General features: G+C 69.6%; 16 protein-coding genes. 9 read left to right on the forward strand and 7 right to left on the reverse strand.

Translation table 11 applies throughout. The features are described from left to right. The first annotated feature begins 24 nt into the window (after window positions 1-24). Complete coding sequence (locus tag AC3EO7_RS00640; RefSeq protein WP_435590165.1) at window positions 25-1,431, forward strand: cytochrome P450; 1,407 nt, start codon at window positions 25-27, stop codon at window positions 1,429-1,431. Window positions 1,432-1,472: 41 nt separating this feature from the next. After that, complete coding sequence (locus AC3EO7_RS00645) at window positions 1,473-2,951, forward strand: flavin-containing monooxygenase (RefSeq protein ID WP_435590166.1); 1,479 nt, start codon at window positions 1,473-1,475, stop codon at window positions 2,949-2,951. 41 nt (window positions 2,952-2,992) lie between these two features. Here the strand turns inward: AC3EO7_RS00645 and AC3EO7_RS00650 are convergent, their stop codons facing one another. After that, window positions 2,993-3,607, reverse strand: a complete 615-nt coding sequence (locus tag AC3EO7_RS00650; protein WP_435590167.1) for a hypothetical protein — start codon at window positions 3,605-3,607, stop codon at window positions 2,993-2,995. A 188-nt stretch (window positions 3,608-3,795) separates the two neighbouring features. On the opposite strand from AC3EO7_RS00650, the gene AC3EO7_RS00655 reads away from it, so the two are divergent. Further along, complete coding sequence (locus tag AC3EO7_RS00655) at window positions 3,796-4,224, forward strand: DUF4189 domain-containing protein (protein ID WP_435590168.1); 429 nt, start codon at window positions 3,796-3,798, stop codon at window positions 4,222-4,224. Window positions 4,225-4,409: 185 nt separating this feature from the next. Here AC3EO7_RS00655 and mddA read toward each other — a convergent pair whose 3' ends face one another. Continuing rightward, the gene (gene mddA, locus AC3EO7_RS00660) at window positions 4,410-5,177 is read right to left on the reverse strand and encodes a methanethiol S-methyltransferase (RefSeq protein ID WP_435590314.1); all 768 of its coding nucleotides are present in this window, start codon (window positions 5,175-5,177) and stop codon (window positions 4,410-4,412) included. A gap of 474 nt (window positions 5,178-5,651) precedes the next feature. Then, window positions 5,652-6,578, reverse strand: a complete 927-nt coding sequence (gene ypfJ, locus AC3EO7_RS00665; protein WP_435590169.1) for a KPN_02809 family neutral zinc metallopeptidase — start codon at window positions 6,576-6,578, stop codon at window positions 5,652-5,654. 162 nt (window positions 6,579-6,740) lie between these two features. On the opposite strand from ypfJ, the gene aspS reads away from it, so the two are divergent. Further along, window positions 6,741-8,525 (forward strand): aspartate--tRNA ligase, encoded by a 1,785-nt coding sequence (gene aspS, locus AC3EO7_RS00670; RefSeq protein WP_431971714.1) that lies wholly within the window; start codon window positions 6,741-6,743, stop codon window positions 8,523-8,525. Window positions 8,526-8,624: 99 nt separating this feature from the next. Here aspS and AC3EO7_RS00675 read toward each other — a convergent pair whose 3' ends face one another. Then, window positions 8,625-9,659, reverse strand: coding sequence for a hypothetical protein (locus AC3EO7_RS00675; RefSeq protein WP_435590170.1), 1,035 nt, complete (start codon window positions 9,657-9,659; stop codon window positions 8,625-8,627). A gap of 193 nt (window positions 9,660-9,852) precedes the next feature. Here AC3EO7_RS00675 and AC3EO7_RS00680 point away from each other — a divergent pair, with 193 nt between their 5' ends. Further along, window positions 9,853-11,022, forward strand: coding sequence for a phosphotransferase family protein (locus AC3EO7_RS00680; RefSeq protein WP_431971712.1), 1,170 nt, complete (start codon window positions 9,853-9,855; stop codon window positions 11,020-11,022). A gap of 101 nt (window positions 11,023-11,123) precedes the next feature. On the opposite strand, the gene AC3EO7_RS00685 is transcribed toward AC3EO7_RS00680, so the two are convergent. Then, window positions 11,124-12,782 (reverse strand): alkaline phosphatase D family protein, encoded by a 1,659-nt coding sequence (locus AC3EO7_RS00685; RefSeq protein ID WP_435590171.1) that lies wholly within the window; start codon window positions 12,780-12,782, stop codon window positions 11,124-11,126. 199 nt (window positions 12,783-12,981) lie between these two features. On the opposite strand from AC3EO7_RS00685, the gene AC3EO7_RS00690 reads away from it, so the two are divergent. Then, entirely contained in the window at window positions 12,982-14,340 is a 1,359-nt protein-coding gene (locus tag AC3EO7_RS00690) for a replication-associated recombination protein A (RefSeq protein ID WP_431971710.1), read from the forward strand. Between the two features lie 13 nt (window positions 14,341-14,353). Here the strand turns inward: AC3EO7_RS00690 and AC3EO7_RS00695 are convergent, their stop codons facing one another. Further along, window positions 14,354-14,752, reverse strand: coding sequence for a hypothetical protein (locus AC3EO7_RS00695; RefSeq protein ID WP_431971709.1), 399 nt, complete (start codon window positions 14,750-14,752; stop codon window positions 14,354-14,356). Window positions 14,753-14,809: 57 nt separating this feature from the next. Next, window positions 14,810-15,529: a helix-turn-helix transcriptional regulator gene (locus AC3EO7_RS00700; protein WP_431971708.1), complete on the reverse strand. Its 720-nt coding sequence runs from the start codon at window positions 15,527-15,529 to the stop codon at window positions 14,810-14,812. Window positions 15,530-15,655: 126 nt separating this feature from the next. Here AC3EO7_RS00700 and alaS point away from each other — a divergent pair, with 126 nt between their 5' ends. Genes alaS through AC3EO7_RS00715 form a run of 3 tightly spaced genes read left to right on the forward strand, consistent with a single transcriptional unit; the run spans window position 15,656 to window position 20,426 of the window. Further along, the gene (gene alaS / locus AC3EO7_RS00705; protein ID WP_435590172.1) at window positions 15,656-18,322 is read left to right on the forward strand and encodes an alanine--tRNA ligase; all 2,667 of its coding nucleotides are present in this window, start codon (window positions 15,656-15,658) and stop codon (window positions 18,320-18,322) included. Next, a complete protein-coding gene (gene ruvX / locus AC3EO7_RS00710) occupies window positions 18,322-18,894 on the forward strand; it encodes a Holliday junction resolvase RuvX (RefSeq protein WP_431971706.1) in 573 nt (190 codons plus the stop codon). The genes alaS and ruvX overlap by 1 nt, the downstream gene beginning before the upstream one ends. Then, complete coding sequence (locus AC3EO7_RS00715; protein ID WP_435590173.1) at window positions 18,891-20,426, forward strand: endolytic transglycosylase MltG; 1,536 nt, start codon at window positions 18,891-18,893, stop codon at window positions 20,424-20,426. The genes ruvX and AC3EO7_RS00715 overlap by 4 nt, the downstream gene beginning before the upstream one ends. Window positions 20,427-20,434 lie beyond the last annotated feature (8 nt).

Here is a 20,434-nt window from a genome sequence, read left to right on the forward strand (position 1 = left end):
TCGCGCCGAATCGGAGGTTGTCTCGTGACATCACTGCTGGCCACCGTCCGTGGCCGCCGCACCGGCGTCCCGTCCACGGTTCCCACCGCGCCAGGCGCGCTGCCGTTCCTCGGGCACTGGCACCGGTTCGGTCGCACACCGCACCGGTTCCTGTCCACCCTGTCGGTGCACGGACCCGTGGTGCGCATCGGAATCCCCGGCTACGAAACGTATGTCGTCACCGAACCGGAGCTGATCAGGGAGGCCTTCACCGGGCTGTCGGATCAGGGCTCGATGATCGAGCGCGCCGAATTGCTGCTCGGCGCGGGCGTCACCGTCGTCTCCGGCGCGACACATCGTCGTTCGCGCAGGCTCATCGCCCCCGCGTTCGCGAAGGCGCGCATCGCCCAGTACGCCACCGTGATGACGGCGATGGGGCAGGCGCGGGCCGATCAGTGGCGTGATGGCGCGACGCTCGCCGTCAACGAGGAGATGCACGACCTGGCGCTGCGCACCGTCGCGGGCGCGCTGTTCTCCGGCGAACTCGGCGAGGTCACCGCGCGGCGCGTCCACCGGCTGTTGCCCGAGGTGATGACGCTGCTCGCGCGCCGCGTCACCCGGCCCGCCTGGCTGGACCGGCTGCCGACACCGGGCAATCGCCGCTTCCTCGCACTGGTCGATCAGCTCAAGGACGCCACCGCCGACATCATCGCGGCCTACCGCGCCGACCTGGCCGCCGACCCGGCACTCGACCACGGCGACCTGCTCGACACGTTGATCCGGGCCCGCGACGAGGACGGCGCGCCGCTGACCGACAAGCACGTGCACGACGAACTGGTCAACTTCCTGGTCGGCGGCACCGAGGCCATCGGCATGACCGCCACCTGGCTGCTCTACGAGCTGGCGCGCAACCCGGAGGTGGAGCACGCCCTGCACGCCGAACTGGACGAGGTGCTCGGCGGGCGGCCCGCCGAATTCACCGACCTGCCGCGGCTGGACCTGACCAAGCGGCTCGTGCTGGAGACGCTGCGTCGCTACTCGCCGTGGCTCACCGTGCGGCACGTGCCCGCGGACTACCAGTTGGGCGGGCACGCGCTGCCCGAGGGAGCAATGCTGTTCGTCTGCCCGATCGCGGTGCATCGCGACCCGCAGGTGCACGCCGACCCCGACCGGTTCGACCCCGATCGCTGGCTGCCCGAGGCGACGGAGGGGATGTCGCGCGGCGCGCACATCCCGTTCGGCATGGGCGCGCGGCAGTGCCCCGGCAACGTGTTCGCGCTGACCCAGGTGGCGTTGCAGATCGCCACCTTGTGCGGGCGCTGGCGGCTCCGGCTGGAGCCGGGGTTCACGGCGCGCGAGACCGTCATAGGCGCGCTGGTGCATCCCGAAAGCCTGCCCATGCGTGTCGAAGCGAGGACATCCGGCGAGACCGACGCGGGTATCGCGAGATGACCGATGCCAGTACCGATCACAGTTCCGTGCGAGGAGAGGCGATGTCCCTGATCACCGAACGGTGTGAAGTCGCGGTGATCGGCTCCGGGTTCAGCGGGCTCGGCGTGGCGATCAACCTGAAGCGTTCCGGCATAGACGATTTCGTCGTTCTCGAACGCGCGGACGCGGTCGGCGGCACGTGGCGTGACAACGTGTATCCGGGATGCGCCGTCGACGTGCCGTCGGTGCTGTACTCGTACTCGTTCTTCCCCGGTGACTGGTCGCGACTGTTCGCCACCCAACCGGAGCTGCGCGCCTACACCGAATCCGTGGTCGACGCGTTCGAGCTGCGGAGCCACGTGCGGCTGAACAGTGAGGTCGTCGAGGCCGAGTTCGACGAGACCACGTACCGGTGGTCCGTGCGACTGGCCGACGGACGCATCGTCAGCGCGCGTGCCGTCGTCATGGGGTACTTCTCGTTGCACGTGCCGTTCGTCCCGGACATCCCCGGCCGAGACGTGTTCCCCGGCGTCCAGATGCACTCCGGCTCATGGGATATCGGCTTCCAGCCGGAAGGGAAGCGGATCGCCGTCGTCGGATCGGGCGCGAGCGCCGTGCAGATCGTGCCCGCGCTGGCGCGCCAAGGCGCGCACGTGGTGTCGTTCCAGCGCAGTCCGGCGTGGGTGCTGCCGCGCGGGGACCGGGCGATCCCCGGACCGGTGCGGACGGTGCTGCGCAAGTTCCCGCCCGCGCGACTCGCCCTACGCGGCACCGTGTTCTCGCTGCTGGAGTTGGTGCATCTGGCCGAGTTCCATCCTCGGTTGCTGCCGGTCTACGAGCAGATCTGCTTGCGTGCGCTGCGCAACCAGGTTCCCGATCCGCGCACGCGCGAGGCGCTGCGACCGGACTACCGCTTCGGGTGCAAGCGGCCGATGGTGTCCGACGAGTACTACGCGGCCTTCGCCCGGGACAACGTCGACCTGGTGACGGAGAAGATCGTCGACCTCACCCCGGCCGGTGTGCGCACCGCCGACGGTGTCGTCCACGAGGTCGACGCGATCGTGTGGGCGACCGGTTACCACGTCCAGGACTCGATCCCGCGCTTCCCCGATTTCCGCACGCCCGCCTTCTCGCTACGGGACAGTTACGAGCGCAACGGTTTCACCGCCTATCGCGGCATCGCCTTCGCGGGCCTGCCGAACCTGTTCTGCGTCACCGGTCCCAATACCGCGCTCCCGCACACCTCCCAGTTCCAGGCCATCGAACCCACCACTCGCCTCATCGCCCGGACCATCGCCCACATGCGTGATCGCGCCGTCACCCGCTACACACCCTCGGACACCGCCCAGCGCCGCTTCGTCGCCCGCTGTCGCCGGGTTCTCGCCGACCGCGTCTGGACCACCGGTGGCTGCACCAGCTACTTCGTCACCGCCACCGGCACCAATACCCTCACCTGGCCGGGCGGCACCCGCAGCGTTCGCCGCGACCGCCGCCACATCCACCCCGAGGATTGGGACCGCCGCTCGGCCGCCGCCGGCTGATCGTCCGGAAACGAATCCGACGGCGCACGGCGACGGGCCCGTCAGCGGTCGGCGACGAAGGCGTCGAGCAGGCTGCGGTAGACGTCGGCGAAGCGCTTGCGCGCGTTCTGCTGTTCGGTGGACAGGCCGTCGGTCGCGTCGGGCGCGTACACGATCACGTGCAGGTTCTGGCCCGGCGGTTCGGGCATCACGTCGACGATCTGACTGCCGCCGTCGCCGGAGCCGGGCACGCCGAGGTCGAGGGTGGACAGCGCGGTGAGCTCGGCGAGGGCGGTATCGATGACCTCCCTGCGGACCGCGCCGCTCACCTCGCGCGGCGGGGTGTTCCGATCCCGTTCGGGCGCGACGGCATCCGGTTTGCGGACGGCGTGGCCGTCTGCGTAGACCTCGAGGACGGGCCGCAGATCCATCCGGTCCTGCCAGCCCGCGGGCATCGTCGTGAGCGTGAGAAGCGCGACGTCCGCCCTCGCGGGCGTGGGTGCGGGCAGCGGAAGGGGCGGATGAGCGGCGAGCGCGGGCGGGTTTTCCGTTGCGGGAGTGTGGGTTTCGGCTGCCGGGGGCTGCGGCGCCTGCTCGGCCGGATCGGCGGCGGCAACGCCCCATCCGGCGGTGAACGTCATCGCGAGGACAAGCAGAGCCGATATCGTTCGTCGCATGGAATTCCCATCTCGATAGCGTCGACCGTCCGCCTCGTCCGGGAAGTGAGCTCTTTCCGGCGCAGCGGCTCAGGGTGCCGTAGAGCGTACCTTTGACATTCCCATTGGGTTCGCCTACTTTCCCTGGCGGGGAGTTCGGTGTGTCGATCTACCGAGGTCGGACACCCATTGGGGAGGGGGATACTGTCATGTCTCTGGCTCGAAACCTCACCATCGCCCTGGTCGCCGGGGCCGCGTCGCTCACCGTCGTCGGTGCGGGGACGGCGCATGCCGCGGGAGATCAATTCGGGGCGATCGTTGTCGAGAAGGCTCCGAATCCGTTGGGTGTGACGTACTTCTACGGATCCCACGCCGCGACGCCCGAGGTCGCCAGGCAGGCCGCGGCGGCCAGATGCGGCTCGGAGTCGGGCAACCCGGACGCGGTCTGCGATCTGGTCACCTGGAGCAACGCGTGCGTGGCGGCCGCAACGCGCGGTGTGGACTACCAGTGGGCCGAGGGGCCGAATCGTGAAGCGGCCATTCAGAACGCGCTGGCGTTGTCCAACGCGGTCGGCGCCAGTATCGTTCCGCTGCCCGCGGCGATCAGTTACGTCGCTTGCACTCCGAGCGTGGAGTGACGCACCGGAACCAGCGCCTCGGCGTCAGCGGTTCCAAGGGTGGGGCGTCGGTCCGATCGGCTGTAGTGGCCGTTGTCGGGCTGGCGCCCTGACACATTCACAAGGGCGGTGGTCTCGGAATCCGACCGTTTCCGGCCGCCGCCCAGTGCCTCCGCGCGGGCCCGCGGATGTCTGTCGGGCGGGCCCTAGGCCGGGCGATGCTGGACGGTCGGCGCAGAGGTATCGTGGTGCCGCGGCCACGGCACCAGCATCGGCACGCGATGTTGGTAGTCGCGGTATTGGTCGCCGAACAAGGCCACCAGATCGTGCTCCTCGATGTGCAGCGCGATCAGGATGTAGCCCGTCGTCGCGGCGGCGAAGAACAGATGACCGGCCGTCATGGTCGGCGTCGCCCAGAACGCGATGAGGAAGCCGAGCATCAGCGGATGCCGGATCACGCGATAGAAGAGGTTGGTGCGAAACGGGAGGTCGCGGTAGGGCTCGCCACGCCAGGCGAAAGAGACCTGACGGAGCCCGAACAGGTCGAAGTGGTTGATCATGAACGTCGAGAGCAGCACGGTCACCCAGCCGATCCAGAACAGTGCCCACAGGACGATCCGGCCCGCGGTGGCCTCGACGTCCCAGACGACGGCGGGCATCGTCCGCCACTGCCAATACAGCAGGAACAGCGCCAGGCTGGCCAGCAGCACATAGGTGCTGCGCTCGATGGACTCGGGCACCGCCCGCGTCCACCAGCGTTTGAACGCCGGACGGGCCATCACGCTGTGCTGGACGGCGAACACGCCGAGCAGCAGCGCGTTGACCACGATGGCCTCACCGATCGAAGCCTCCACGCCCGCGTCGACGCTGCGGGGAACCCAGAAATTGCCGACGAAGCCGATCGCGTAGAGGAAAGCGGCGACGAACGCCAGATAGGCCACGGCACCGTAACCGATTGCGAGATAACGCATCATCATGCCCTTCGAGGTGGTTCTTCCTTCACCGCGCGCAGGCGGGCAGGCCACCACTCGGGACCGCCTGCCGAACGGCGGCGTGTCCCGGAGGCCGTGCGTGCGCGACGCGGCGACGGTTTCGTCTGCGTGGGCGTCGTCGCGGCGCCCGTGATACCTGGCGTATTCCTGGTCGCCCGCGAACTCGCCGAGCCGGACTCGGCGCTGTCGCCGTGGGCGGGGAGACCCGTTCGCGACCGGGTGACCGTTCTGGAATGCGCTGGAATCGACCCTGCGTTACCCCCGGGCAGGCGATGGTGGAATCGCCGTCCGATCGGGTATGGCGATCGCCTTCGGGCGGGCTCGCCGTACCGGCGGTGCGTGACGTCACGCTGCCGGTTGCCGCAGCTGATCACCTCGTTCACGCTAGGCGTCGACGGGCGGGTGAACAAGGCTCGCGTCGGGCGTTCGACCTGATCGGCCGGTGCTGCGCGCGGGTCAGCGCAACGCGGCCGGGTTGTTCAGGTCCTGCGCGGAATAGGTGTCGCACGCCCTGACCTGCCCGGTGCGATAGCCGGTGAGGAACCATTTCTGGCGCTGCTCGGACGAGCCGTGCGTCCACGCCTCGGGGTTGACCCGGCCTTGCGCGGCGCGCTGGATCCGGTCGTCGCCGACCGCGGAGGCCGCCGAGAGGGCGTCGTTGATGTCGGTGTCGGACAGCCGCAGCAGGAACGGCTTGTTGCCGCCGGGTGCGGGCGTCTTGTCCGCGTAGTGGGCCCAGATGCCCGCGTAGCAGTCGGCCTGCAGTTCGGTGCGCACCGCGCCGGACTCCGGTCCGCGCGGATCGCGCTGGGCGCGGCCGATGTCGCCGAGCTGGTTCTGGATGTGATGGCCGATCTCGTGCGCGACCACGTACTCCTGGGCGAGCGGACCGCCGCTGGAGCCGAAGCGGTCGGTCAGCTCCTGGAAAAAGCTGACGTCGAAGTAGGCGGTCCGGTCGGCCGGGCAGTAGAAGGGGCCGACCGCGCTGGTGGCGTTGCCGCAGCCGGTGGCGACCGCGCCGGAGAACAGCACCAGCTCGGGCTGCACGTAGCGCTTGCCGGTCTGCGCGGGCAGTTCGTTCGACCACACCGCGTCCAGGCTCTGCGCGGTGAGCACGACCCGGCAGTCGACGTACTTGTTGGCGTCCGCGCTGGTCTTGCAGTGTTCCGGGGTGCCCGCCGTGCCCGGCTGCGTCTGCTGAGTGTCCTGGGCGCCGGTGAACTGGCCGAGGACCGAACCGGGGTCGCCGCCGAGCAGCAATGTGATCACCAGCAGGATCAGACCGCCCGCACCGCCGCCGAGCGCCAGCTTGCCGCCCATGCCTGGCCCGCCGCCGGAAGAGGCCCGGTTCGGGTCGATCTGGAGCCCTTCGTTGAACGTCATCCTCGTCCTTCGGTGGCGTTTTGCGCAGTGGTCGGGCGACCGTCTGGCTACAGCTTGACACGGCCGCGCAGATATCGGTTTCCACTTGACGAATGTGTCTAACTACGATGGCAACCGCACCTGGTGGACCCCGCCGGTGCCGGAGTCGTCGAAAGGAATCCCGTGCTGCGCACCCACTTGGCTGGTTCGCTGCGAAGCGAACATGCCGGTCAGACCGTCACCCTCACCGGCTGGGTGGCCCGGCGGCGCGACCACGGTGGCGTGATCTTCATCGATCTGCGCGATGCGTCGGGTGTGGCGCAGGTGGTCTTCCGCGAAGGCGAGGCCGCCGAGCAGGCGCACCGGCTGCGCGCCGAGTACTGCGTGCTGATCACCGGCGTGGTCGAGCTGCGCCCGGACGGCAACGAGAACCCTGAGCTGCCGACCGGTCAGATCGAGGTGAACGTCGGCAAGCTGGAGGTACTCAACGAGAGCGCTCCCCTGCCGTTCCAGCTCGACGAGCAGCCCGGTGACGAGGCCCGGCTGAAGTACCGGTACCTGGACCTGCGCCGCGAGGGCCCCGGGCACGCCATCCGGCTGCGCTCGAAGGTCAACGCCACGGCGCGCGCGGTGCTGGCGCACCACGAGTTCATCGAGGTCGAGACCCCGACGATGACCCGCTCCACCCCGGAGGGCGCCCGCGACTTCCTGGTGCCCGCGCGGTTGCAGCCGGGCAACTTCTACGCGCTGCCGCAGAGCCCGCAGCTGTTCAAGCAGCTGCTCATGGTCGGCGGCATCGAGCGCTACTACCAGATCGCGCGCTGCTACCGCGACGAGGACTTCCGCGCCGACCGGCAGCCCGAGTTCACTCAGCTCGACATCGAGATGAGCTTCGTGCGCCAGGAGGACGTGATCCTGCTGTCCGAGGAGATCCTGGTCGCGCTGTGGAAGCTGATCGGCCACGAGATCCCGACGCCGATCCCGCACATGACCTACGCCGAGGCCATGCGCCGGTTCGGCTCCGACAAGCCCGACCTGCGTTTCGGCGTCGAGATCACCGAGTGCACCGAGTACTTCACGGACACCCCGTTCCGGGTGTTCCAGGCGCCCTATGTCGGCGCGGTCGTGATGCCGGGCGGCGCGAGCCAGCCGCGACGTCAGCTCGACGCCTGGCAGGAGTGGGCCAAGCAGCGCGGGGCCAAGGGGCTGGCGTACATCCTGGTGAACGAGGACGGCACGCTCGGCGGTCCGGTCGCCAAGAACCTCAGCGAGGCCGAACGCGAAGGGCTGGCCAAGCACGTCGGCGCGGTGCCCGGCGACTGTGTCTTCTTCGCCGCGGGCGCGGCCAAGGCCCAGCGCGCGCTGCTCGGCGCGGCGCGCGGCGAGATCGCCCGCAAGGTCGGGTTGATCGACGAGAACGCCTGGTCGTTCGTGTGGATCGTGGACGCGCCGCTGTTCGAGTCCACCGCCGACGCGACCGCGAGCGGCGATGTGGCGCTTGGTCATTCGGCATGGACCGCGGTGCACCACGCGTTCACCTCGCCGAAGCCCGAGTCGCTGGACACCTTCGACACCGACCCGGACTCGGCGCTGGCCTACGCCTACGACATCGTCTGCAACGGCAACGAGATCGGCGGCGGTTCGATCCGTATCCACCGCCGCGACGTTCAGGAACGCGTCTTCAAGGTGATGGGCATCAGCCACGACGAGGCCCAGGAGAAGTTCGGCTTCCTGCTCGACGCCTTCGCCTACGGCGCCCCGCCGCACGGCGGCATCGCCTTCGGCTGGGACCGGATCACCGCGCTGCTGGCGGGCCTGGACTCCATCCGCGAGGTCATCGCCTTCCCGAAGACCGGCGGCGGCGTCGACCCGCTGACCGACGCGCCCGCGCCGATCACCGCGCAGCAGCGCAAGGAGGCGGGCCTGGACGTCAAGCCGGAGCAGGAAAAGGTCGCGATCACCGAGTAGAACCGGCTACCGGTCGCTCGACGCGCCGTCCGTGACGGAGTCGCCTCCGTGGTGGACGGCGCGTCGCGTTTCTGGGTGTGTCGAGCGACCGCGCGTCGATCAGACCGCGGCGATGCGCCCGCCGGTCAAGGTGCGGTAGGCGTAGGTCACCGCGAGGATCGAGACCGGGCCGGCGGCGAGCAGTCCGATGCCGCACAGCAGCAGGCCGAGGAACGTGATCACCGCGACGGACAGCGCCAGCAGCAGTACCGGCCAGATGTTGTTGATCACCAGGATGGCGCTCGACCTGATCGCGTCGAACGGGCCGAGATCCTGATCGACGACGAAGTGCAGCGCGAACATACACAGCATGCCGACGACGAGTCCGGGAATCACGCACAGCGCCAGCCCGATCCAGGTGCCGAGGAACGCGAGCAGGGCGGTCAGCAAGACATTCCCCGCGTTCACGAACTTGAAGTACGAACCGAAAACCGGTTTGGCGCCGTCGGTTTCGTATAGCGCCCCGCGCACCATCGCGGCCTGCAACAACCACAGCGCCGCCATTACCGCGAGGAAGAGCAATACCAGCGGCAAAAGCGAGTTCGGTTCGAATATCTGCACGACCAACACGAAGACCAAATAGATGACGACGCCCAGCGCCGTAATTCCTAGCCACGGAGCAAGATTCGTCCGGAATTTTTCCAGGCCGTAACTGAGCGCATGCCCGACGTCGAGACCGGCGGGCGTCCCTGCTTGATAGCCGTAGATCGGTTGTCCCGGCGCGGCGCCGGGCGGTATCGTTCCCGGTTGCTGTGGCACACCATATTCGGGCGCGCCGTATTCTTGCGGCGCGCCGTACTGCTGTGGTATTCCAGGCCCGCTGCCCGTGGGTCCGTACGACGGCTGCTGGGTGGCCACCGCGGGCGGCGGCTCCACCGGCTCGGCGCCGTACTGGGCCGCACCCGGGCCCTCGAACTGTGGGTAGCCGGCTCCACCAGGCATTTCGTGGCGGGCGTGTCCCGCGGCGGGCAGTGGCGCGTAGGGGTCACCGCTCTCGTGTTGCCCCGGCTGGGCCGCGAACTGCTCGCTTTCACCGCCCTGCCGGGGTGTACCGCCTGCGGGGTCCTTCGGTGCGGAGGACGGTGTGTCGGTCAATGTCGGAGACCTTTCGACGCAACTGGTTTGCGATGTGGCGCACAGCAGTTCACGATGAGAAAACCGGACGCGTGCCATGGTGTCAAGCGAGCGCGGCGCGGCCGGTAGCCACGACACGAGACACGCCGGGCGAAGCGGAAAGGTTGCGTAACCGCTCGCTAGAAGTGACCCCATGCGAGTAGCTTGAGAGGCGATGACCGCACTATTGGCCGAACGCGCCGCCGAAGTCGTGTCCGCAGCACAACAGTTGCTCACAAAGCGAATGGGTGCTCCGGTGAAGCTGAGCGATCCGATGGAACTCAGCGGTAGTGGTAGGACGACAGTCCTACGTGTGCGTGTTGCCGAGAATTCGTTCTCGCTGCCCAGGACGCTGATCGTCAAGCAGGTGCGCGGTGCCGCCCGCGACCGCCGCACCGGAGGCTTGGCACCCGGCGTCGCCAGCATCGATTCGGCATTCCTCCGGGAAGCCGTCTCCTACCAGTTCACCACCGCACTCAGCCGCGAGCAGCGGCCCGGCGCGTATCTGATCGCGCACAGCCTGCCGGACCGTCTGCTGATCCTGTCCGATCTCGGCGAGAACGACAGGATGACCGCGGTGCTGCGGTCCGGCGCCGAGCCCGCCACCCGCAACGCGCTGATGGCCTTCGCCCAGGCGCTCGGCCGGATGCACGCGGCCACCGTGGGACGCGAGGCCGATTTCGTCGCGCTGCTGCGCCGCGTCGAGGTGGTCCATCGAGTCGACGGCATCGCCCAGCAGGCCGAGGCCGCGATCTCCGAGGTGCCTGGCCTGTTGCAGCGCGAGCTGGGCATCGAGGTGCCCGGTGAGATCGCCGAGCGCATCGTGCGCGGCAACCGATTGTTCTCGGCCGGGCGGTTCCGGGCGTTCAGCCCGTCGGACCTGTGCCCGGACAACGTCATCCTCAACCAGGAGGGCGCCAGGTTCCTCGACTACGAGTGGGGCGGCTTCCGCGACGCCACTCTCGACATCGCCTACGCGCTGGTCTCCTTCCCCGGCTGCCTGTGCGATTTCGAACTGTCCAGGGAACGCGCCAGGCAGATGGTGGAGGCGTGGCGTTCGGAGGTCGTCGGGGTGTTCCCGGCGCTCGCCGACGACGAGGCGCTCGCCGAACGCATCCTGGAAGCCCGGCTCATCTGGGTGTGGCTCACCACCAACTGGTTCCTGCCCGCCGACCACGCCCGCATCGCGTCCGCGCGCGAGCACGGGCTCTCGGTACCGCGCTCGGCGGCGCTGATCAACCGCTGGGCCGCGCTCGCCGAGGACGCGCGCTGCACCGGCGACGACGTGATCGGCGATTTCGCGGACGAGGTGTCCGCGATGCTGGAAGAGCGCTGGTCGGAGTAGCGGTCGGGCGGGACCGGTATCACGTCGCCACTCGCGAGCTGCTGATCACCGGAAGCCGGTCGATGTCCGGCACCCGGTGATCCGGCGGCTCGATCGCGCGGTCAGAGCACGGGCGTGGCACGCGGCTCGATGCGGCCGCCGCTGGGCACGGCGAAGCTCGCCCCGTGCCGCACACCCGTCGCCGGGTCGGTGACGTCGGCCAGGTAGAACCAGTCCATCTGCGCGCGCTCTTCCGTCACGTCGAGGACGCCGTACCCGTGCGACTCCAGCTCGACGTAGCGCATGTGGTGATTGACGCTCTTGATCGAATCCTCGATCGGCACCGCCACGGTGCGCGGGGCCGCCTTCAGCACCTCGCCGATGCTCGACGAGGTGACCGACGGGACGACGAACTCCGCGCCCGCGGTCGATCCGCCCGGATAGTTCGCGGCATCGATCGGCAGGTCGGAGGCCCAGGACGAGTGGATGTCGCCGGTCAGGAAGACGACGTCACCGACCTGCTGCTCGGTGATCGCGCGGAACAGGCTCCGCCGGTCGGCGGCGTAGCCGTCCCACTGGTCGGCATTGGCGGGCACGCCGGACTGCGGCACGCCGAGCGCGCCGGTGAACGCCGCGGTGGTGGCGGGCTCGAGCGGCGGGAAGACCAGCGGCGTGATCATCACCGAGTTGCCGACCAGCTTCCAGCGCACCGGCGCCGAGACCAAACCCGCCGTGAGCCAGTCCATCTGGGCCTTGCCGGTGAGGGTGCGCGCGGGGTTGTCGACCTCGCGCCAGCCCGCGCCGGGGGCGGGCTGCCGATCGCGGTAGCTGCGCAGATCGAGCATGGACAGTTCGGCGAGGGTGCCGAAGCGAAGCCGCCGGTAGATCTGCACGCTCGCACCGGAACCGTTGGCGCGCACCGGCATCCATTCCAGATAGGCGCGCGCCGAGGCGGCGCGGCGGTCCTGCCAGCTGCCCTGCACGGCAGGATCGTGGTGGTTGGCGCCGCCCGACCAGGAGTTGTCCGCGGACTCGTGGTCGTCCCAGGTGCAGATGAACGGCAGCAGCGCGTGCAGCGCGGCCAGGTCGGGATCGGTCTTGTACTGGGCGTGGCGGATGCGGTAGTCGGTCAGCGTGACGATCTCGTGCGCCGGATCGTGCGGCCGCACCGCGCCGTGGCGGCCGCCGTACTCGCCGCGACCGTACTCGTACAGGTAGTCGCCGAGGTGGATGATCGCGTCGAGGTCGGAGCGGGCGGCCAGGTGCCGGTAGGCGCCGAACCAGCCCGCCTCCCAGTTCGAGCAGGAGACCACGCCGAAGCGCAGCCGGTCGGGCGCGTCGGAGGGCGCGGGCGCGGTGCGAGTGCGCCCGACCGGCGACGTCTCGCCGAGTGCGGTGAATCGGTACCAGTACTCGCGGCCGGGAGTGAGGCCGGTCGCGTCGATCTTGACGGTGTGGTCGGAATCGGCTGTGGCCGTTGCGGTTCCGGACGCGGCGAGGGAGGCGAAGCCCGCGTCGGCGGCGATCTCCCAGCGGACCGCGGCCTCCGCGCCGAGGCCGGAGCCGGGCGTGGCGTCGTCGGAGACGGTCACCCGAGTCCAGAGGACGACGCCGGTGGGCAGCGGATCGCCGGAGGCGATGCCGTGCCGGAACACGGGTCCCGAGGCGAGCGCCTGGGTCGGTGCGAGCAGCGCGCCTGCGGTGGCCGCGGCGGCCGCACCGCCTTTCAACAGGGTCCGCCGGGCGAACGGACCGGTCTGGACAATATCTGAAACGACCACGTTTTCAGCCACGGCTGTTGATCACAGCCGATGCGGGCCGGACTCGCAAATCGGCACCGCGCGGATCACTTCCGTCCGGCGAATCCCGGGCCGCGCCGGTGTTGTCGGGGACGGGCGGTACGGTCGAAAACATGAGCGAGCGAATCGTGTGCCGGTGCGCTTGGCGCATGCCGGAGCCGAGCGTCAGCGAGGCGCGGGCATGAGCGATGCGCTGTTCGACATGCCGGGCCAGACCGCGGCGGAGTCGGATGCGCTCGGCAGCGCGGGCGTGGACTTCCGCGGTCCTGGCAGCGCCGCGCCACTGGCCGTGCGCATGCGGCCCGCCACCTTGGACGAGGTGGTCGGGCAGCAACATCTACTCGGCCCCGGTTCGCCGCTGCGGCGGTTGATCGAGGGCTCGGGAGCGGCGTCGGTGCTGCTGTTCGGTCCGCCAGGCACCGGCAAGACCACGTTGGCCTCGCTCATCTCGCAGGCGACCGGCCGCCGTTTCGAGGCGCTCTCGGCGCTCTCGGCCGGAGTCAAGGAGGTGCGCGCGGTCATCGACCTGGCGCGCAGGCGGCTCACGGCCGGCGAGCGCACCGTGCTGTTCATCGACGAGGTGCACCGCTTCTCCAAGACCCAGCAGGACGCGCTGCTCGCCGCCGTGGAGAACCGGATCGTGCTGCTGGTCGGCGCGACCACGGAGAATCCCTCGTTCTCCGTCGTCTCGCCGCTGCTGTCGCGCTCGCTGGTGCTGCAACTGCGGTCGCTGACCGACTCCGATATTCGCGTCGTGCTCGAACGCGCGCTCAGCGACCCGCGCGGATTCGGCGGCGCCTACGCCGTCACCGACGAGGCGCTCGACCACATCGTGCGGGTCGCGGGCGGAGACGCGCGCCGGGCGCTGACCGCGCTGGAGGCCTCGGCCGAGTCCTCGCTCGACGGCACGGTGGACCTGGCCCTCGTCGAGGCGAGCGTGGACAAGGCCGCCGTGCGCTACGACCGCGCGGGCGACCAGCACTACGACGTGATCAGCGCCTTCATCAAGTCGATCCGCGGCTCCGACGTCGACGCGGCGCTGCACTATCTGGCGCGCATGATGAGCGCGGGAGAGGACCCGCGCTTCATCGCGCGGCGGCTGGTCATCTCCGCCAGCGAGGACATCGGCATGGCCGACCCGATGGCCTTGCAGACCGCGGTGGCGGCCGCGCACGTCGTCCAGCTGATCGGCATGCCCGAGGCCCAGCTCACCCTGACCCACGCGACCATCCACCTGGCCACCGCCCCGAAGTCCGGCGCGGTCCCCGCCGCGCTCGGCGCCGCCATGGCCGACATCTCCGCGGGCAAGGCGGGCACCGTGCCGCCGCACCTGCGCGACGGGCACTACGCGGGCGCGGCGTTGCTCGGTCACGCCCAGGGCTACAAGTACCCCCACGACGACCCCGACGGTGTGCTCGCCCAGCAGTATCCGCCCGACGAGCTCGTCGGCGCCGACTACTACCGCCCGACCGACCACGGCTACGAGCGCGAGGTCGGGCCTCGCGTCGACCGGCTGCGCCGCATCGTGCGCGGGAAGTAGCGCGCGGCCCGCCTCAGTCGACTGCGAACATGGACGTGCCAGTGACCGACCAGACCCGCGTGAGCTTCCCCGCCGTGGCTTCGAACATGTCGATACCGCTGTGGTCGGGCTGACCCGGTTGGTGGGAGCGCCAGCGGAGCGCGAAGGTTCCCGAACCCGCGGCGTCCACGTCGCCCGCCGCGCCTCCGTCCATGGTGAATCGCAAGCCGGGGCGGGCCGCCCGGAACTCACCGATGAACGCGGCCACCTCGACCGGTCCGCGCAGGGCGTCGGTGAGCTCGCGGGTGGGGGAGGCGAACCGGATCCGGAAGTCCGGGGAAAGCAGGTTCGGCGCGAGTTCCCTTGCGCCGTTCCAGAATTCGGTCCAACGCTGCGCCAGCTGGTCGGCAGTGACGCGGTCGATGGTCTGCATGAGTCGCTCCTCGGGGAAGGGCCGCGGCGGGCTGCCGCGACCGGCGCCGTCCACGATTCAGCCCTCGCGCGACAACGGTGTGTCGGTGATCGCGGTCACATCGATGAGTTTGCCGTCGCCCGTGGGGATCACCGACAGGTCGATATCGCGGGCCGCGACGGGCTCGTCCAGCACGCTCGCCGCGCGGACTCGGTCCAGCCGGAAGCCGCGCAAGCCCCCGCGCAGCCGACACCACGCGTACAGGAACCAGTGCTCGGCCGCGAGGAAGGCCAGCGGTTCGACCTCGCGTACGGTGACCGCTCCGTCGCGGTCGGTGTAGTCCAAGCGCAGCACGCGTCCGCGGACCACCGCTTCGAGGATCGCCGGGGGGACGGCCGACACCGAATCCGCGGGCAACAGCCGGATGCGTTCGACCAGCGCGGTGGCTCGTGCCCGATCACTCTCCGGCAGGACCGCCGCGATCTTGCGCACCGCTGAGCCCGCCGCCTCGGCGAACGGTGTTCCGGCCAGGCGCGGAAGGGCCACCGCGAGGGCGGTCGCCTCCGCCGGGGTGAGGCTCACGGGCGCGAGGGTGCGATGCCGGTCGAGCGCGTATCCTCCGGCACGGCCGGGCACCGTGACGATCGGCAGGCCCGCCTGCATGAGAGCCGCGAGGTCACGCTCGATCGTGCGGGTGGATACTTCGAACCGGGCCGCGAGTTGGCGGGCGGTGCGGGGGCGCGGTGCGTACGCGCGCAACTCTTCGGCGAGCGCGTACAGTCGCTCGGTTTTCGTCACGGGACGTCCTGGTTTGTCGGCGCGGATTCGCCGGATGTGGCGGGTGCGCCCGATTGTCGCCGACGGCCGCGCGGGGTGCGGACTCGGCGCAAAACGCGTGGACAGCGACCGGTAGGCTGGATATTTGTGCAGACCCACGAGATTAGACGGCGTTTCCTGGACCATTTCGTCCGTGCCGGACACACCGAGGTGCCGAGTGCCTCGCTGATCCTGGCCGACCCCAACCTGCTGTTCGTCAACGCAGGCATGGTCCAGTTCAAGCCGTACTTCCTGGGCCAGGAGGCGCCGCCCTACCCGCGGGCGACCAGCGTCCAGAAGTGCGTGCGCACCGGCGACATCGAAGAGGTCGGCGTCACCACCCGGCACAACACCTTCTTCCAGATGGCGGGCAACTTCTCCTTCGGCGACTACTTCAAGGAGGGGGCTATCACCCTCGCCTGGGAGCTGATCAGCAAGTCGCAGGAAGAGGGCGGCTTCGGCTTCGACACCGAGCGCATCTGGGTCACCGCCTACGAGGACGATCCTGAGGCCGCCGAGATCTGGGAGCGGGTCGCGGGCATCCCGAAGGAGCGGATCCAGTTCCGCGACGGCAAGGACAACTACTGGGACATGGGCGTGCCCGGCCCCGGCGGTCCGTGCTCGGAGATCTACTACGACCGCGGCCCCGCCTACGGCAAGGAAGGCGGCCCGGTCGCCGACGAGGACCGCTACCTCGAGATCTGGAACCTCGTCTTCATGCAGGACATCCGCGGTGAGCTGAGCCCGAAGCTCGGCCACCCGCCGGTCGGCTCGCTGCCCAAGAAGAACATCGACACCGGCATGGGCGTCGAGCGCGTCGCCATGCTGTTGCAGGGCGTGGAGAACGTCTACGAGACCGACCTGCTGCGCCCGATCATCGACAAGGCCGAGGAGCTGACCGGTCGCTCCTACGGTGTCGAGCACGCCGACGACGTGCGCTTCCGGGTGATCGCCGATCACGCCCGCACCGCCGCGATGCTCATCTCAGACGGCGTCAACCCCGGCAACGACGGCCGCGGCTACGTGCTGCGCAGGCTGCTGCGCCGCATCGTGCGCTCGGCCCGCCTGCTCGGCGCCGAGAAGCCGGTGATGGCCGAGTTCATGAAGGTGGTCAGCGACCTCATGTCGCCGTCCTACCCGGAGCTGGCCACCGACTTCGGCCGCATCGAGACCGTGGCGGTCGGCGAGGAGACGGCGTTCCTCAAGACGCTCAACACCGGCTCGACGCTGTTCGACAACACCGCCGCCGCGGTGAAGTCCAAGGGCGGCACCAAGATCGCCGGATCGGACGCCTTCACCCTGCACGACACCTACGGCTTCCCGATCGACCTCACCCTGGAGATGGCCGCCGAGGCCGGGCTCTCGGTCGACGAAGAAGGCTTCCGCACGCTCATGGCCGAGCAGCGCCAGCGGGCCAAGGAGGACGCCGCCGCCCGCAAGCACGCGCACGCCGACCTGAGCATCTACAAGGAACTGGTCGACCGCGGCGCCACCGAGTTCACCGGCTTCGACGAGCTGACCTCCGAGGCGCACGTGCTCGCCCTGATCGCGGACGGCGTCCGGGTGCCGACCGCCACCGTGGGCCGGGACGTCGAGGTCATCCTGGATCGCAGTCCGCTGTACGCGGAGTCCGGCGGCCAGATCGCCGACCGCGGCAGCATCACCGCCGCAGGCCTGAAGCTGCGCGTCAACGACGTGCAGAAGATCGCCAAGAAGCTGTGGGTACACAAGACCACGGTCGAACAGGGCCAGATCACCGAGGGCGACGTCGTCCTCGCCCAGGCCGATCCGGCCTGGCGCAGCGGCGCGACGCAGGGTCACTCCGGCACCCACATGGTGCACGCCGCGCTGCGGCAGGTGCTCGGCCCGAACGCGGTGCAGGCCGGTTCGCTGAACAAGCCCGGCTACCTGCGCTTCGACTTCAACTGGCAGGGCCAGCTGACCGAGCAGCAGAAGGCCGACATCGAAGCGGTGTCCAACGACGCGGTGGGCGCCGACTTCCCGGTCAACACGTTCGTCACCGACCTGCCCAAGGCCAAGCAGATGGGCGCGCTCGCGCTGTTCGGCGAGAACTACGGCGACGAGGTCCGCGTGGTCGAGATCGGCGGCCCGTTCTCGATGGAGCTGTGCGGCGGTACGCACGTGCAGCACTCCTCGCAGATCGGCCCGATCACGCTGCTCGGCGAGTCGTCGATCGGTTCGGGCGTGCGGCGCGTCGAGGCGTTCGTCGGCCTCGACTCCTACAGGTACCTGGCCAAGGAGCGCGCGCTGCTCGCCGGTGTCGCCGCCTCGCTGAAGGTGCCCTCGGACGAGGTGCCCGGGCGCGTGGAGCAGTTGGTGGAGCGGCTCAAGGTGGCCGAGAAGGAGCTCGAGCGCACCAAGGTCGCCGCGGTGCTCTCCTCGGCTGGGAAGTTCGTGGACGACGCCGAGCGCGTCGGCGGCGTGCTGCTGGTCGCCGCGGCCGCGCCGGAGGGCGTCGCCGCGGGCGATCTGCGCACCCTGGCCACCGATATCCGCGGCCGCTTCGGCAGCGAGCCCGCGGTGGTGGTGCTGCTCGGCAACGTCGACGGCAAGGTGCCGTTCGTGGTGACCGTGAACAAGGGCGCGCAGGAGCTCGGCATCAAGGCGGGCGACCTCGTCGGCAGCTTCGGCCCGAGCATCGCCGGTCGCGGCGGCGGCAAGCCGGAGATGGCGCAGGGCGCCGGGTCCGATCCCTCCGGAATCGCGGCGGGTGTGGCCGCGGTCCGTGCCCGGGTGGCCGAAATCGCCGGGTGATGCGCGACTCGGAGAGTTCGCGTTCGACGGGCCGGCCGCACGCAGCGGACCGGCCCGATCCGGCCACCGACCCCGGCCGTGGCAGACGCATCGGCATCGACGTCGGTAGCGTCCGCGTCGGCGTGGCGTCCAGCGACCCGGACGGCATTCTCGCGACCCCGGTGGAAACCGTTCCGCGTGCGAAGAAAAACGCGCGCGGTGCGGGCGCGGTAACCGATATCGCAAGAATTGCCGAAATTGTGCGGGAATACGAAGCCGTCGAGGTTATTGTCGGCTTGCCGCGCACATTGCGCGGGGAAAAGGGAACCGCGGCGGGGTTGGCCATCGCGTTCGCCGAAAGTTTGCGATCAGAAATTGCTCCCGTGCCGATCAGGCTTTCCGACGAACGTTTGACTACGGTGTCAGCTGCACGTGCATTGCGGGACAGTGGAGTTCGCGCGCGTGGCCAGCGGCAGGTGATCGATCAGGCGGCGGCCGTGTCGATCCTGCAAGGATGGTTGGACGAACGGAGTGCGGTGTTGAAGTCGGCCGAGGAAGCGGCGCGGGACGCGTCGTCCGGAGACGATGCATGACTGATCGGTGGGCACGGGCCGAGGAGAGGTACCGACAGCGCGAGGCTGACCGGCGCTACCGACGGGACGACCGGGCCTGGGACAGAGACGGCAGAGACGCGGGCGGACGCGCGGCCGGGTCGCAGGACGACTGGGACGACTACTACGACGACGACACCAACGTCATCCCCCGCTACACCGACGACGACGAGCTCGAGTACGACGGCGCGCCGTACGAGGACGACGGCTACGACGACGAGCTGGACTACGAGGAGGAGCCCGAGCCGCAGGCGCCGCCCCCGCGCGCGCAGCGGTCGTCGGCTCGCAAGCCCGCCAAGGCAAAGGAGGCGCGGCAGGCGCGCGGTTCGCGCAAGCGCTCCCGGGCGGCCTCCCGCAAGGCGGCCGAGCGGAAGCGCAAACGCCGCAACATGTGGCTGATCGGCGGCGTGCTCGTGGTGCTGCTGGTGGGCGCGGTGGGTTTCGCGGTCAAGAAGCTGGCCGGGGAATTCGGCGCGCCGGAGGATTTCGCAGGCCCCGCCGGGCCGCTGGTCGTGGTGCAGGTGCACCCCGGCGACACCTCGTCGCAGATCGCCCAGACCATGGTCGACAAGGGCGTCGTGGCGAGCACCGGCGCGTTTTTCCAAGCGGCGGTGCGCAATTCGAACATGAGCTCGGTGCAGCCCGGGTACTACCAGATCCCCAGCCAGAGCCCCGCCGCCGAGGCGGTCTCCGCATTGCTCGGCAAGAACGCACGGGTCGGCAACCTGGTCATCTCGGAGGGACGTCAGCTGCACGACCAGCACGACGTCAACACCGGTGCGCGCAAGGAAGGGATCTACACCAAGATCGCCGCCGCCAGCTGCATCGGCACCGGCGCGCAGCAGAAGTGCGTGACCTACGAGCAGCTCGACGCCGCGGGCTCCAGCGGCGACCTCGCCGCGCTCGGCGTGCCGTCCTGGGCCGAGCAGTCGGTGCGCGGAGCGCCGGACCGCAAGCGGCAGATCGAAGGTCTGATCGCCGCGGGCACTTTGGATTTCGACCCCAGCGGCACGCCGCAGCAGATTCTGCGTCAGCTGATCACCGCGAGCGCGGCGAGTTACGAATCGACCGGGCTGCTGAAGTCCGGCGTGGAGACCGAGCTCAGCCCTTACGAGACGCTGATCGCGGCCTCCCTGGTGGAGCGCGAGGCGCTGCCGCAGGACATGCCGAAGGTCGCGCGGGTGATCGTGAACCGGCTCGAGGTCGAACAGCCGCTGCAGTTCGACTCCACGGTGAACTATTCGCTGGACCGCACCGAAGTCGCCACCACCGACGACGACCGGGAAACCCGCACCCCGTGGAACACCTACGCGATGTCCGGCCTGCCCGCCAATCCGATCTCCGCGCCCTCGCTGAACGCGTTGCGCGCCATGGAGAATCCGGAACCCGGCAACTGGCTGTACTTCGTGACGATCGACCAGAAGGGCACCACGCTGTTCACCGAGAGCTACTCCGAGCACCTGCGCAATATCGAAAAGGCAAGGCAGAGCGGAATTCTCGACAGTGGACGGTGAATCGACCA

Source organism: Nocardia sp. bgisy118 (assembly GCF_057708605.1).

Bases quoted from the DNA above. Each gene is read 5' to 3' on its own strand.
- AC3EO7_RS00645 (WP_435590166.1), top strand. From the start codon at position 1,473: ATGTCCCTGATCACCGAACGGTGTGAAGTCGCGGTGATCGGCTCCGGG.
- AC3EO7_RS00650 (WP_435590167.1), bottom strand. From the start codon at position 3,607: ATGCGACGAACGATATCGGCTCTGCTTGTCCTCGCGATGACGTTCACC.
- AC3EO7_RS00655 (WP_435590168.1), top strand. From the start codon at position 3,796: ATGTCTCTGGCTCGAAACCTCACCATCGCCCTGGTCGCCGGGGCCGCG.
- mddA (WP_435590314.1), bottom strand. From the start codon at position 5,177: ATGATGCGTTATCTCGCAATCGGTTACGGTGCCGTGGCCTATCTGGCG.
- ypfJ (WP_435590169.1), bottom strand. From the start codon at position 6,578: ATGACGTTCAACGAAGGGCTCCAGATCGACCCGAACCGGGCCTCTTCC.
- AC3EO7_RS00680 (WP_431971712.1), top strand. From the start codon at position 9,853: ATGACCGCACTATTGGCCGAACGCGCCGCCGAAGTCGTGTCCGCAGCA.
- AC3EO7_RS00690 (WP_431971710.1), top strand. From the start codon at position 12,982: ATGAGCGATGCGCTGTTCGACATGCCGGGCCAGACCGCGGCGGAGTCG.
- AC3EO7_RS00695 (WP_431971709.1), bottom strand. From the start codon at position 14,752: ATGCAGACCATCGACCGCGTCACTGCCGACCAGCTGGCGCAGCGTTGG.
- ruvX (WP_431971706.1), top strand. From the start codon at position 18,322: ATGCGCGACTCGGAGAGTTCGCGTTCGACGGGCCGGCCGCACGCAGCG.
- AC3EO7_RS00715 (WP_435590173.1), top strand. From the start codon at position 18,891: ATGACTGATCGGTGGGCACGGGCCGAGGAGAGGTACCGACAGCGCGAG.